This is a genomic window from Rhodococcus sp. NPDC056506 (assembly GCF_042794945.1).
Classification (GTDB): domain Bacteria; phylum Actinomycetota; class Actinomycetes; order Mycobacteriales; family Mycobacteriaceae; genus Rhodococcus_F.
This window is the reverse complement of the sequence record NZ_JBHTSW010000001.1, coordinates 68,826-82,389: the sequence shown is the minus strand read 5'-3', so window position 1 is coordinate 82,389 and position 13,564 is coordinate 68,826. Positions and strand designations below refer to the sequence as shown.

Genomic DNA, 13,564 nt, shown 5'->3' with positions numbered 1-13,564 from the left:
GACTCAGCCCTTTCGCAGGCGTGGATCGATTACCACGTACAGCAGATCGAGAAGTGTGTTGACCACGATGAACACCAGTGCAGAGAGGACAACGATCCCCAACACGACCGGCATGTCCTTTGCTCCGATCGCCTGGAGTGTGACACGTCCCAGACCTGGTCGTGCGAAGACGGTTTCGGTCAGCACGGCACCACCCAGTGTCGCCCCGACGAAATAGGCGGCGAGGGTGGTGGCGGGCAGCAGAGCGTGCCGGAAGGCGTGTCTGAGCAGGACCGTGGCACGGGAGGCCCCGCGAGCGCGGGAAGTCACGACAAACGGCTGCGCAAGTGCATCCTCCACCCCGTCCCGGAGAACTTGCGACAACAAACCGGCGATGGGCAGAGCCAGAGTGATGATCGGCAGAACGAGAGAGATGTCGGTCTTGGCGCTCGAGGCCGGGAACCAGTCGAGGGCGAAAGCGAAGATCCAGAGCAGGAGAATACCGATCCAGAACGTGGGCACCGACACGGACAGCAACTCGAACCCCGACGCGACAGTCCGCAGACGCGGTCGGCCGGCGGTCAGCAGTGCGAGCGCCGAGGCGATCACGATTGCAAGCACGACGGCAGGTACGGCGAGCGCGACGGTAGGCCAGAGTTGTTCTCCCAGAACCTCCGTCACCGGTCTTTGCAGCTGGTAGGAGTTTCCGAGGTCGCCGGTGAACACCCGCTTCAGATAGGTGAGGTACTGGACGACGATCGGCCGGTCCAGTCCATACGAGACGCGAATTGCTTCGCGGTCGCTCGGACGGACCACCGAATCGCCGCCGAGAATGATGTTCACCGGATCACCCTTGATGGTGTGCAGAGCAATGAAGGTGAGAGTGCCCGCGCCCCACACCACCAGAACCGCGGCACCGATCTTGGCGACGATCAGCCGCGACAGGGTTGCCGCGCGTCGACGCTGCTCAGTTGGTGAGGAAAGCATCGTAGAAGAGCGGTGAGGCGTTGGTGGCAAACGAGATTCCGTGAATATTGTTGTTCGTGCCGAGGCGGTACGCCTGGACGTAGACGGGAACGACGTACGCCGAGTCGATGACGTGATGCTGAATCGACGAGTAGATCGCCTCGCGCTCCGGGCCGTTGGGAACGGAAGCGGCCCGGGTGAGATTGGCGTCGAGTTCCGGGTCGACGGCGCGTGCATATGCACCACCGTTCGGCGGTACGTATGCGCTGGAGAAGACGGTGCGGAGAATATCGGGTTCCGGTCGCACGAAGAACAATGCTGCCGCCTCGTAGTCACCCTTCGCCGCACGATCGGACAGCGTTCCGGTGTCCACGGGCTCGATGACCAAGTCGAATCCCACATCCTTCTTGACCTGATCCTGGAAAGCCTCGAGCAGGGGCGCGTTCTCGGCGAAGTAGCTGGACGAATCGTAGGGGAATCGGATGCTCAGACGTTTACCGTCCTTGGTCCGGTACCCGTCGGAATCGCGTGATGTCCAACCTGCTTCGTCGAGAAGCGAATTCGCCTTGTCGACGTCGTATCCCCAGTTGCCGGCGACGGTAGCGTCGTAGTACGGCGTCTTCGGTCCGAGGATGTTGTCGGCAGGTCGCAACTGGTCGAAGTAGACGCTCTTGACCAGGTCGGTGGAGTTGAGCGAACTCTGGAAAGCCTGTCGCACACGAATATCCGTGAACGGTGCGGCTTGGGTGTTGAGGAAGATGCTGTAGTTGATACCTGGGTTCTCGTACTTGATCAGACGGAGGTTCGGATCCTTGTCCACTTGCGGCGCATTCGCCGACGGAACGGCCGCGATGGCATCGACCTCGCCGTTCTCCAGAGAGCCGAGACGCGTGGCGTTTTCGGGCAAGATGCGGAAATTCAGCTTCTCCAAATAGGCTGCACCTTGATGTTTGGCGTATCCGGGGCCCCAGTTGTAGTCGTCTCGGCGATTCAACTCGAATCCCACGCCCTTGGTGTAGTTGCCCAAGGTGAAGGCCCCCGACCCGACCAGAGTGGTGCAGTTCGCGTTGTCGGTCGAGCGCAGATGCGTCGGCGACTGAATGCCGAGGAACGGCAGTGAAGCACCCTGCAGGAACGACGGGTACGGCGCGGTGAACGCCACGCTGACTGTATTCGCGTCTACCACCGTAACCGTATCGAGCGGTCCGAGAAGCGATCTGGCGTACGCCGACTTGGTCGCCGGGTTGGAAACACGATCGAAGTTGAATTTCACGGCCTCCGCGTCGACCGGAGTTCCGTCGGAGAACGTGACGCCGTCACGCAGGGTGAAGGTGTACAGCTTCGCGTCCTCGGATTCGGTCCAGGAACTGGCCAACCACGGTGTGAACTCGTTGTTCTCGCCGTGCGCGACGAGGGAATCCACCACGTTTCGTGAGACCAGCGCCGCCACGGAGCTGCCGGTTTGTTGCGGATCGACGCAATCGACGTCGGAGTTGAGACCGAACGTGGACGTGCCGCCTGAAACCGGCGTCGCATTCTCGTCGAACGGCGTGCTGTCTGCCTTGGACGAGCAGGAGGTCAACAGTATCGCGAAGGTAACCGTCACAGCTCCGGTCGCACCAACGCGTCGAAGAACACGAGTCAAGGTATTCGCTCTCTACAAAGGGCTCTTTCAAAGCCAGCGCTGACCGAACGGGGGTGCCCGTCGGCCTGGTCGTCATCCGGGGCACCCCGTCGCGTCGAAGGGTTGCCGACCAGCGAGCCGGAGCTTGTCACTGATTCTCATGACCGATTGGAAGTCTAAGGCGACGCATAAGAGTAAACACGGATTAAACTCAGCGTGAGTGAGAGAGCTGTTCCATGCTCGCGCCAAATCTCCGACATGTCACCAATTTTGGCTTGCCCACCCCTGAACCCGTCAATTACCCGCGGCTGGTCGTCGATCTGGTCCGGTCGTCACGGAACGGCCAGGTTCAGAGCGATTGGCCCGGCAACGGAAGGATGCCGAGATTGGCATCGAGGCCCCCGTCGACGACGAGTGTCGTGCCGGTGATGTAACTCGCCGCGGGGGACGAGAGGAACCAGATCGCCTCTGCCTGTTCCACAGGTTCAGCGAAGCGGCCCAGAGGGATTCGTCGCTCGATAGCGGAAAGCACCGCCGGATCGGAGGTAACGTTCGCGGTGATACCGGTCCTGGTCAGACCGGGCGCGAGGGCGTTGATCCGAACGCCGACGCCGGCGTAGTCGATTGCGAAGGCGCGCACCAGATTCACGAGTGCGCCCTTGGTGGCGTTGTATGCCCAGTTGCCTGGATCGCCCCGCAGGCCGGCGACGGAGGCCGTGAAAACGGCAGAACCCTTGCTTGCGCGCAGGGCCGGAATCGCGGCCCGTAGTCCGTGGATGGGACCCCGAAGGTTGACGCCGATGATGCGGTCGGCATTCTCGACGGCATCGGGAGACTCCAGCGGAGGTGTGCCTCCGGTCCCGGCGTTGAAGACGGCAGCGTCGAGTCGGCCGAAACGTTCGAGTGCGGTATCGACGGCCGCCTTGTTGACCTGCTCCTCGGTGACGCTACCGACCACCGTGACGACGCCGTCGAGTCGATTCAGAGATTCCAGTCCGCGTTCGGAGACATCGACGGCCACAACTGCATGCCCGCGTGAGACGAACAGTTCGACGGTGGCCCTACCGATTCCCGAGGCGGCTCCGGTGACCAGAGCGACCCGACGTGTGTCGGCGGACGATGTATTCATGGTGCGCCCTTCTGCAGGTGGAATGGACCGGGAACAGCCGCTTGCAACGACTCTGCCGTCTCCACCGAGTGATACCACGTCGGCTTCGAGATCGTTCGGTCTCGAATCAATTGCACGGCGCGCGCGGCGACAGCTGCCGTCGCTGCCGACTGGCTCCGCCCCGAAACCCACAGCGCCGGACCGTTATCCGTTCGGGCCATCGCGACCCAACGATCCGAGCCCCACAGCTTCTTCGGTACTACCTTCCGGAGCGCGGGTACCCACGTCATGACGGCGAGCCCGAGCGTCGCAGCGGACGTATCCAATCGCAGGTACGTCCTAACCGGCACGCCGAGGTCGCGCGTCAACGCATGCTGGTCCGAAAAATCTGCCCGCACAGCAGGACCGGTGCGGTACCCGGTCGCGTCGGCCGGCATCCGAAACGTCTTCATCCCGGTGTAGTTCCGGATCGATCGACCGTCAGCGTCGGGAAAGCGGGTGCCCAACATCCCGTAGGTCCACGCCGTCGCGGCGGGCCCGTGTAGTTCTCCGCCGCCAAGTCCGATCACGATGTCCACTGGCCCGTCGCCGAGTCGGTGCGCCGCTGCTGCGAGGACACTGGTCAACCCCGGCGCCAAGCCGACGCCGATCAGAACGGGTCCGTCGACCGCTTCCAATTCTTCGCAGTAGCTCGAGGTCGCCGTGACGTCGACAAATGCTGCCCCACTACGTACCGCTTCTTCGGCCAGGCGAACGTCCTCGAAACCCGACGCGTTCACCACGACATCGAAGTCTCGAACCACTGCCGAAAACGCGCCTGGTTCTTTAAGATCAACGACGACGTCAGCGCGGACTGGATCGCGCCCGGCGGAGAACGCGGAGATTTCGGGGACCTTCGCGAGTTGTCTCATCAGGGGAATCCCGACGGCGCCATAGCCACCGAGTACAAGAACCTTCGTCATTTTCTTCGCCTCTCGAGTCGCTAGAGTTCGACTCTAGAGTTAAACTCTAATCATGACTGAGGTTCTTCGGGAAGACACGTCGGCGCGGCGCAAGATCATCGAGGCAGCGCGCGAAGTTTTTGTCGATCCCGGCTACGCGGCCGCCACGATCAAACAACTTGCCGCAGCGGCGGGCGTGTCGGTGCAGAGTGTCTATTTCGTGTTCGGCAACAAGCCGAGCGTGCTGTCAGCACTGCTCGACGTGGCCGTGGCGGGCGATGAGGAAAAGACGGCAACTCTGGACCGACCGTGGGTGGCGGCGGCACTCGGCGCCCCACATCCCCTCGGGCAACTCCGGATTCAGGTTCACCACGGACGGCTGATTCTGGAGCGCACCGCGGACATCCTGTTGGCACTACGCGCCGCTGCTTCCGCGGACGACGATGCCGCCCGCTTGTGGCAAATCAACCGCACGCAGCGACGCACGGTGCAGGAACATCTGATGGTCGGCATCGTCGAAAAGGCGCCGACCGTCGACCTCGAAACAGCCGTGAACGTGGCACTCACCCTGCTCAGCCCCGAGACGTACACAGACCTCGTGGTCGGCGCGGGTTGGACCGGCCAACAGTACGAAGAATGGGTGGTCAACACCCTTGCTGCAACCCTCGGCCTGGACCGAACCGTCAAATCCAGGAAGTAGCTCGAACTACTTGGTGGGCTTGTCGTCGATGTGCCGTGGGTTGTTCCACAGGCGTTCTGTCAGATCGTGGAGGACGGCAAGGGTGATCGTGTCGTCGTCGCGGCGAAGCAGCGACTGGCTGACCGTCGCCCGCACCAAAGTGCTGTCCGAGTGCACGAACTCCTTGACCGAGCCCGGTTCGGAACTCAGTTCACGATGGGCCTGCTCGGCACTGACGTCGTCGGCATCCTTGTCGTAAAGAATGTCCTGCAAACGCAACGCCGAGACGGCCTTCTTGGGGTATCCCAGCATGTCAGCGAAGGACGGATTGGCAAAAACGATGCTGCCGTCGCGGTGAACGGCCATGACCGGCACCGGAAGCCTGTCGAGGAGAATCAGGGCAGGCATCTGCTCCAGATCCGCAATCGGCGATTGTGGCGGCTGCGCAACGTTGCGGCGGCGTTCCATAACACGTCCTCTCAAGTTGCCCGAGTCGACAACAGTCTAACTGCCCAGCAAATCGCGGGTTGACTTCCCGCCCGGATGCAGTGACGAATGCCCGAATCGTGCCCGCCTGAGTTACGCCGCGAGCGCCTCCTGGTCCTCCGCCAAGGAACCGTCAACAACACGATAGACAGTATCCATCCGAGACAGGTGACTTCGGTCGTGTGTCACGAGAAGGGTTGCCGCCTCGTGTTCCCGCACCACCCCGATGATCAGATCCATGACGGCAGCACCGCGCTCCTGATCGAGCGCGCTGGTGGGCTCGTCGACCACCAGCAGCTGGGGATCGTTCATCAATGCCCGCGCGAGATTGACCCGCTGCCGCTGTCCGCCCGACAGCTGAGACGGGCGTTTTCCGCTCTGATCCGCCAGTCCGACAGCATCCAGCAAATCCATCGCTTTTGATCTCACGGCTTTGCGACGGGCCCGCGACGTGAACACGGACTGCCCCAGATGCGCCATCACCTCGAGCTGCTCCAGTGCCGTCAACGACGACACCAGGTTGGACTGCTGGAAGACGATCCCGATGGACGAGCGTCGCAGCTCCGACGCCGCCCGCCGACTCAGCGCCGCGATGTCGGTGCTGCCCTCCGGCGTCCGGAGGTAGACGTGCCCGGAATCCGGACGGATCAGGGTCGACGCCACCGCCAACAGGCTGGACTTACCCGAACCCGAGGGCCCGGTGATCGCGGCGATCTCGCCGCGGTGCAGCCGCAGGGACACGTCGTCCAACGCTGTCACCCGCGATTGCCCGTCGGGAAACGTCAGGTCGACATTCTGGATGTCGAGAACTGTGGTGCCGGTAGTCATGGTCATCGTGCGCTCCCCAATGCTGTGAGTGGATCGGTGGTCGAGAGGAATCGAAGTGCAAAGGCCGCGCCGAGCAGACCGAGTCCGATCAATGCCACGGCAGGTACGACGGTCGTAGATGCATCCAGGACAAACGGCATGGCATCACCGATCAGCGAACCGGCAACCGCTGTCAGCCCGATCCCGACGGTGACTCCGGCGATCAGCACGATGAGTGCCTGACCCAATGCGTCGCGCACTAGAGAACCGGTAGTCGCGCCGAGTGCTTTCAGCGTCGCGATGTCCGGGGTTCGCTGGATCGTCCACACCGTGAAGAACGCACCGATCACCAGGGCCGAGATCGCGAACAACATGAGCGTCATCAACGTCAACGACCCGTTCTCCGACTTGTACGAACCGATCGCGTCGAGCGAACCGCTGACCGTCGTCGACGTCGTCGCGGCCGACTTGTCAGTTGCGGAAGCGTCAGAGGCTCCGCTCACAGCCAGCACCGTCGCGACTCCGCCGCGCGGATTGGCCGCCTGCCAGTCGTCAAGCGTCATCCAGACGACGGGTGAATGGCTGTACCAGTCGTCACCGCGAACGGCGCTGACGGTGAACTGCTGCGTACCGACGCTCACCTGATCGCCGGCGCTCGCCGCCAGATCGCGGGCGGCACCTTCGCTCAACACCACCGTGCCTGACGCCGACGGCGTCACGTCCCCGAAACCGCCGTCAGCACCGAACAGGGCGACCGACTTCTGATTTCCGCCGGCCAATCCTGCTTTCCCGCGGCCGATTCCAACGGGATCGACGTCCTTCGAGGTCCCGGCCCAGGCGTTGACCTGGTCCTGCGTGAGCGCCGATTCGTCGAACGACGCTCCTGCTCCGGTGTCGGCGAACACGACCGTGTCGGCATTCATGGCCTCGATCGCGGACACGTTCTGATGGCGAAGTCCCGCAGTCAATCCGCTGAGAAAACTGACCAGAAGTGCAACCAACAGAACCACCACGGAGATCAACGCGAATCGACCTCGCGCTGCCCGTAAGTCCCTCATTGCGACAAACACTGTGAATTCCTTTCCTGTGCTTGCCTCTACGCTCTCGCGGATGCAGACTCTTTCCATCGCACCTCGGATCGACATTCCAGCGCTCGAAAGAACCATCCCCGTTTACAACTTTTGATGGATGATCCGAGGCCGAACCTCGCTAAGCTGGGCGAGATGCACCGATCTCCGCTCACGCCTGTCTTCGCCGGCCTACAACTGGGCCTGCATGTCCTTGTCATGGCGTTGGCCGGTGTCGTGTTTCTTCGAGCGCTGATCGACGAATCCGACCTGACCGCAACCATCATCGCGTTGGCCGTGATCTTTGTTGCCGTCTATCTTTTCGGGGTCGCCAAAAGGCTGCGCGGCAACGCTGCCCGCTGGTGGCTGGCAGTGCTGACCCTCGTCTGGATCGCGACGATGGCGGTATCCGCCGACGCCGCCTACCTCGCGTTCGGGCTCTTCTTCCTCTATCTCCATCTTCTGCGACGCCCCTGGAGCCTTCTCGCCGTCACCGCGGCTACGGCTGTCGCCGTGATCGGCACCGGCCTGCATCGTGGATGGACGATTGCCGGCGCCGTCGGTCCGATCATCGGCGCTGCCGTAGCCGTGGCAATCGGCCTCGGATATCAAGCGCTGTACCGCGAGGCAGCTGAGCGCGGACGTCTCATCGACGAATTGATGAATACCCGTGAAGAATTGGCGTCGACGTCCCGCGATGCGGGAAAGTTCGCAGAACGTGAAAGGCTCGCGGCCGAGATTCACGACACCGTGGCGCAGGGACTTTCGAGCATCCAGATGCTCCTTCACGCGGCCGAGCGCGCCGATCCGGACAGCCCGGCCATCCGGCAGATCAGCCTCGCACGGGAAACTGCCGCAGACAGTCTTGCCGAAACCCGCCAACTCATCGCCGAATTGACGCCGGCGGCCCTCGACGGCCAGTCGCTCGCCGACGCGCTTCGTCGTATCTGCGAACGCGCGAGCAGCCCGGAACTGGAAGCTCGCTCCGTGGTCGAAGGCGAGGCAGTCCGGCTGCCGATGCCCCTCGAAGCAACATTGGTGCGCATCGCTCAGGGCGCGGTGTCCAATGTCCTCCGCCATGCGGATGCAACCAGAATGGCTGTGACACTGACGTATTCCGACGATACCGTCAGCCTCGACGTGGTCGACAACGGTCGCGGCTTCGACGTGGCAGTTCTCGAACGTGGGCCGGCGGAATCTTTTGGCCTCAATGCAATTCGCCGACGCGTCGAACTGCAGGGCGGAACTTTCTCCATCGAGTCCGAGCCGGGACACACGGCCGTCGCAGTGACGTTTCCCCTCGAAGTCGGTGAACAGTGATCCGCCTGCTGCTCGCCGACGATCACGCGATCGTGCGCGCCGGGCTACGAGCGCTGCTCGAAAGCGAAGCCGACATCGAGGTAGTCGGCGAAGCGGGCACCGCCGAGGAAGCCATAGCCTTCTGCGCCACCACGCCGGTCGACCTCGTGCTGATGGACCTGCGATTCGGCCCCGGGAGGACAGGCGTCGACGCCACCCGCGCGGTCTGCGCGCTGCCGAATCCGCCGCACGTGCTTGTCGTGACCAACTACGACACGGATGCAGATATCTTGAGCGCTGTCGAGGCAGGGGCCAGCGGGTACCTGCTCAAGGACACACCACCGGTCGAGTTGCTGTCCGCCGTGCGCGCCGCTGCGAGCGGGGACAGCGTTCTCTCCCCCGCTATCGCGTCAAAGCTCATGACTCGCGTACGTAAGCCCGAAACCAGCCTCAGCCCAAGGGAAATCGAAGTTCTGAAGCTAGTGGCGGCGGGTCGGTCCAACCGAGAGATCGGCAAAGAACTGTTCCTCAGCGAGACCACGGTCAAATCGCATCTGGTCCACATCTTCGGCAAATTGGGAGTGAAGTCGAGGACGTCGGCCGTCGCCCGCGCGCGGGAGTTGGGTTCGATCTGACGTTTTGCCCGAAATGTCGAAAGTCGCTGAACAGCAGTAATTTTCACTTCACGTACCTTGTGCTCGAAACTTTGTTCGAATACGATTGCTTCATGGACAGTCGGGAAGCGTGGCAGCTGGATGGTGAGGGCCTCAAGAGTGAGGTTCTGGATCTGGTGCGCGTCCGGCACGAGTTGCAGTCGCGGATGGTGCTGCTGATCGTGGAAATGTTTTCCCGGGAAACTGTGGTCGGGAAGGGCTTTCGGGCGATCGCGCAGTGGCTGCACGGTTCGACGAATCTGGAGATCGGTGAGTGCAGTCTGCTGGTCAGTCTGGCGCGGTTGCTGTTGCTCGAACCTGTTGTCGCCGATGCATTCCATCGCGGGGATGTGGATGCGTTGAAGGCGCGTCAGGTGGCGTCGTTTTGTCAGCATCCACCCAAGAACATGACCCCAGCCGATGTGGACAAGGCCCGCGGGATCCTGTTGGAGTTGGCGTCGAAGAACATCGCTGATTGTGATGCGGTGCGGGCGGCGATTCGGCGGATCGAGAAGCAGTACGGCAAGCGTGAGGACGGCGTCCCTGTGGGTGAGGATTCGGAGCGTAACGAGTTCTATGCCTCGAAAGGTTTGTACGGGCGTGTGTCGGTGAAGGGTGATCTGGATGCGGTCAACGGTGCCCGTCTGATCACTCTGTTGTCGAGCCTGTCGGCGCCGACGCCGGAGAAGGACGGAGTGAAGGACACCCGCACTCCGGCGCTACGACGCGCGGACGGGTTCTGCGAACTACTGCGGCGGTACGAGCGGGCGGGGTTGGGTCCGATCGAGGGCGGGGTGAAACCGCACATCACTCTCACGGCCAGCGCAAAAGACATGACGGATCTACAGGCTTTAAAAGACTTGTTGCCGTCGACCGATGAACTCGGGTTCGCGTGGACGGATTGGGTGGGCCCGATCAGTATCGACACTGCCCGGATGTTGGCGTGCGACTGCACCGTGACGCGGATTCTGTTGGATGAGAACGGTGTTCCGCTCGACTGCGGCAAGGAAGCAAGGACCGCGACGGTGCCGCAGCGGCGGGCGTTGGCTGTGCGCGATGGTGGTTGTGCGTTTCCGGGATGCGGAACACCATCGGGGTGGTGCGATGCTCACCATATTGTTCACTGGAATGATGGTGGCCCAACGGATCTCGACAATCTGATCTTGTTGTGCGGTCATCATCATCGGACACTGCACCACACCGAATGGCGAGTCGAGATAGGCCCGAATCGGAAAACGGTGTTCTATCCGCCGATGTCGATCGATCCGTTCCAGCATCCGATCGGCGGGAACAGCCCACCAACAGCAGCGTGAACCGACATAACTGAAAAGGCCAGCGTGTGCACCGGGGAAGAATCATGCCCGGGGCATACGCTGGCCTTTTCGGCTGCGCTCGATGTCCGTCTTGCGACAGCATCTGTCTCCACTTCGACACGCCGGACCCATAGGGTCGAGGCATGTCTTTCTGCGAACCCGCCCGCGTTGTCACCGTCACGTCCCTGACCCCGCACATGCGGCGAATCAGCATCGAGGCAGAAGGCGACTGGCACTGGCCGACCGGCGGACAGGGCGACGAGCGCATCGACCTCGCGTTTCCGAAACCCGGTGAAACAGAAGCAGAATACGATTACTTCAACAATCCCGACTACGGCAAGGCCGACCTCGGAACCGAGCCACCGTGGCGGCATTACACCGTGCGCAAGGTGCACGACGGCGGCCGACGTCTGGACATCGACTTCGTCGTGCACCCTGGCGGTATTGCAGCAGATTGGGCCCTGCGGGCCGAACCAGGTCACCTACTCGGCGTCTTCTGGTCGGACAGTTCTCGTTCCCATTACCAAGCTCCGGCGGGTCCTCGCTGGCAGCTGCTGGTCGCAGACGCCACGGGTCTCCCCGGACTGGGCAGGATTGTCGAAGAACTTCGTGAAGGCGATGTCGCACAAGCGATCATCGAGGTCGAAACCGAAGAGGATCGACAGGAACTTGTCACTCGCGGCGATGTCACGTACACGTGGCTCGTGGGGAGTGGCCTCGGAAAGGCGCCGAGCGCGCTCTTCGAAGCTGTGGAGAAGGTCGAGTTTCCCGAATCCGAAACGGCCGACATCTACGCGTGGGTGGCGTGCGAAAGCGCAACCAGCCGTCGCATTCGCAAGCATCTGAGGGAAGTTCGAGGAATCGCTCGCGACAAGCACAATGTTGTCGGGTACTGGCGAGAGGGCGCCGACGGCCACGTTTCCGGCATGAACAGCGAGGAAGTCACCGTCGGCGCCTGAGCGCCGTGATCACTCTGCCGGCAGTGTGTCGGCAGATTCTGCGGCTGTAGCTTCGGCGTCAGCCGGTTCTACATCGGCCGGCTTTTCCGCCAGCATCTCGAACAGTGCTCGGCGTGCCTCGGCAAGGATTGCCTCTGCCTTGGCTACCTGCTCAGCGGTCCCACCTGCGGCTACCGCGACAGCGGCACCTCGGAGTAGGCCCATCGCGGGGCGGAGAGTTGCGCCGCTTTCACCGAAGTGAGGGCGGCCGTGTCCGCGCTGGTCGGGCCGGCCGAATCCACGCTGACCGCCGCGGCTGCGTCGGCCTTCGGGGCGTCCTTCTTCTCGGTCTTCGAAGCGACCCTCGGGTCGCTCTCCCTCGAATCCTCGACGGAAACCGTGTCCACGATGCGGGCCTCGGCGGCCATGCTCGCGACGTTCTTGCATTTCTGGGTTGTTGTGTGGGGCGTACATGTTGTCCTCCTGGACTGTCTGTGTTTGTTTGACGTATCGACGATATATCGACAATAGATCGAACGCAAGGGTCTGGAGATTAATTCCCGCACCCTTGTCCGGATACGCTGAAGCCGTGAACACGGATCTACAAGCCCAGGCCGCGGACGTCCTTCGCCGCCTCGCACTCGACGAATCCCTGAAAGAACGCACCATGGCGGACGCTGCGACGGCAGCACTCGCACGGAAAGTCGCCGCTCGCTACATCGGCGGCGAAACCATCGACGACGCTTTCGGTCGCCTCCCCTCGATCCTCGCGCGAGGACACAAGGCGAGCATCGAATACACGGGGGAAAGCGTCCGGGATCCCGAACTCGCGAACGCCGAAACCGATGTGTTCGTGGAATTGGCGGAACGGATCGGAACGTCGGGCGTAGACAGCACCGTGTCGTTCGACCTCTCGCACATCGGCTTGGTGATCGATCCGGAGCAGTGCTTTCGCAATGTCGTGCGCCTGGCCGAGACCACGGAACGCGCCGGTGCCGAACTGATCATCTCCGCCGAAGCGTCCGACCGCACCGACCTGGTCCTCGATATGCACGCGCGACTGGCCGAGCGGTTCACTCACGTGGGGATCACCGTTCAGGCCCGACTGCACCGCACCGCAAAGGATCTCGCCGCGCTGCTCGACCGACCCGGCCGCATCCGGATCGTGAAGGGCGCCTTCCTCGAAGCCGAGTCCGTCGCCTACCCACGCGGTAGTGCCGAACTGCGCGACGCGTATCTCGACTACGCAGCCCGGATCGTCGACTCGGGTCACAAGGTTTCCATCGCGACACATGACCGCGACATCCTCGAAGCACTACGTGCCGAGCATGATTCGAAGCTCAGAGGCGAGCACGTCGAGTTCGAGATGCTGCTCGGCCTCGGCACCGAGCAACTGGACGCCCTCCGAGCAGCGGGCTTCACCACACGCGAATACGTCATCTTCGGAACACAGTGGTGGCTGTACGTACTCAATCGCATCGCCGAAGAACCGGAGCGTGTCTACACCGCGCTCATCGACGCTGCGCTCATCAGCACTGCAAACTAGATCTCCAACAACAGAAGTGGGGGGGGGGGGGGAACGAGTTGGGGCCCGCCTGGGTTTTGGTGTTGGGGTACCGCAAAGCCGTGAATAGCGGCCGGGGGTTGTTATAGAGCGTGGGGGTGCGGAGGGAGTGGAGCCCACCCCCGGGGGGGGGAACCGCC

At 62.5% G+C, this 13,564-nt stretch carries 14 protein-coding genes and 1 riboswitch; of the genes, 6 read left to right on the top strand and 8 right to left on the bottom strand.

Translation table 11 applies throughout. The annotated features are described in order from the left end of the window. Window positions 1-3: 3 nt before the first annotated feature. The 4 genes from ACFQ6H_RS00360 to ACFQ6H_RS00345 form a co-directional block, all read right to left on the bottom strand. Complete coding sequence (locus ACFQ6H_RS00360) at window positions 4-966, bottom strand: ABC transporter permease (RefSeq protein WP_378541008.1); 963 nt, start codon at window positions 964-966, stop codon at window positions 4-6. Further along, window positions 947-2,551 carry an ABC transporter substrate-binding protein gene (locus ACFQ6H_RS00355; RefSeq protein ID WP_378642535.1) on the bottom strand — a complete coding sequence of 535 codons (1,605 nt, stop codon included), beginning with the start codon at window positions 2,549-2,551 and terminating at the stop codon, window positions 947-949. Before ACFQ6H_RS00355 ends, ACFQ6H_RS00360 begins: the two co-directional genes overlap by 20 nt. Before the next feature lie 70 nt (window positions 2,552-2,621). Further along, window positions 2,622-2,735: riboswitch (SAM riboswitch) on the bottom strand. A gap of 183 nt (window positions 2,736-2,918) precedes the next feature. Then, on the bottom strand, window positions 2,919-3,698 hold the full coding sequence (locus tag ACFQ6H_RS00350; RefSeq protein ID WP_378536353.1) for an SDR family NAD(P)-dependent oxidoreductase: 780 nt from the start codon (window positions 3,696-3,698) through the stop codon (window positions 2,919-2,921). Continuing rightward, complete coding sequence (locus ACFQ6H_RS00345; RefSeq protein WP_378642532.1) at window positions 3,695-4,639, bottom strand: hypothetical protein; 945 nt, start codon at window positions 4,637-4,639, stop codon at window positions 3,695-3,697. The genes ACFQ6H_RS00350 and ACFQ6H_RS00345 overlap by 4 nt, the downstream gene beginning before the upstream one ends. Window positions 4,640-4,691: 52 nt before the next feature. On the opposite strand from ACFQ6H_RS00345, the gene ACFQ6H_RS00340 reads away from it, so the two are divergent. Beyond that, window positions 4,692-5,318, top strand: a complete 627-nt coding sequence (locus tag ACFQ6H_RS00340; RefSeq protein WP_283305739.1) for a TetR/AcrR family transcriptional regulator — start codon at window positions 4,692-4,694, stop codon at window positions 5,316-5,318. Window positions 5,319-5,324: 6 nt separating this feature from the next. Here the strand turns inward: ACFQ6H_RS00340 and ACFQ6H_RS00335 are convergent, their stop codons facing one another. The 3 genes from ACFQ6H_RS00335 to ACFQ6H_RS00325 form a co-directional block, all read right to left on the bottom strand. Continuing rightward, window positions 5,325-5,765, bottom strand: coding sequence for a PAS domain S-box protein (locus ACFQ6H_RS00335; RefSeq protein ID WP_003943598.1), 441 nt, complete (start codon window positions 5,763-5,765; stop codon window positions 5,325-5,327). 111 nt (window positions 5,766-5,876) lie between these two features. Next, complete coding sequence (locus ACFQ6H_RS00330; RefSeq protein ID WP_378541014.1) at window positions 5,877-6,617, bottom strand: ABC transporter ATP-binding protein; 741 nt, start codon at window positions 6,615-6,617, stop codon at window positions 5,877-5,879. After that, complete coding sequence (locus tag ACFQ6H_RS00325; RefSeq protein WP_378642529.1) at window positions 6,614-7,660, bottom strand: ABC transporter permease; 1,047 nt, start codon at window positions 7,658-7,660, stop codon at window positions 6,614-6,616. Before ACFQ6H_RS00325 ends, ACFQ6H_RS00330 begins: the two co-directional genes overlap by 4 nt. 114 nt (window positions 7,661-7,774) lie before the next feature. On the opposite strand from ACFQ6H_RS00325, the gene ACFQ6H_RS00320 reads away from it, so the two are divergent. From ACFQ6H_RS00320 to ACFQ6H_RS00305, 4 genes are all read left to right on the top strand, one after another. Continuing rightward, a complete protein-coding gene (locus ACFQ6H_RS00320; RefSeq protein WP_378642518.1) occupies window positions 7,775-8,977 on the top strand; it encodes a sensor histidine kinase in 1,203 nt (400 codons plus the stop codon). Continuing rightward, complete coding sequence (locus ACFQ6H_RS00315; protein ID WP_378642514.1) at window positions 8,974-9,591, top strand: response regulator; 618 nt, start codon at window positions 8,974-8,976, stop codon at window positions 9,589-9,591. Before ACFQ6H_RS00320 ends, ACFQ6H_RS00315 begins: the two co-directional genes overlap by 4 nt. Window positions 9,592-9,683: 92 nt before the next feature. Beyond that, window positions 9,684-10,922, top strand: coding sequence for a DUF222 domain-containing protein (locus ACFQ6H_RS00310; protein WP_378642512.1), 1,239 nt, complete (start codon window positions 9,684-9,686; stop codon window positions 10,920-10,922). 143 nt (window positions 10,923-11,065) lie between these two features. Then, window positions 11,066-11,881: a siderophore-interacting protein gene (locus tag ACFQ6H_RS00305; protein ID WP_378642510.1), complete on the top strand. Its 816-nt coding sequence runs from the start codon at window positions 11,066-11,068 to the stop codon at window positions 11,879-11,881. Window positions 11,882-11,890: 9 nt separating this feature from the next. Here the strand turns inward: ACFQ6H_RS00305 and ACFQ6H_RS00300 are convergent, their stop codons facing one another. Further along, entirely contained in the window at window positions 11,891-12,334 is a 444-nt protein-coding gene (locus ACFQ6H_RS00300; RefSeq protein ID WP_378642508.1) for a hypothetical protein, read from the bottom strand. Between the two features lie 115 nt (window positions 12,335-12,449). Between ACFQ6H_RS00300 and ACFQ6H_RS00295 the strand changes: the two genes are divergently transcribed. After that, the gene (locus ACFQ6H_RS00295; protein ID WP_378642505.1) at window positions 12,450-13,406 is read left to right on the top strand and encodes a proline dehydrogenase family protein; all 957 of its coding nucleotides are present in this window, start codon (window positions 12,450-12,452) and stop codon (window positions 13,404-13,406) included. The last annotated feature ends 158 nt before the right edge of the window (window positions 13,407-13,564 follow it).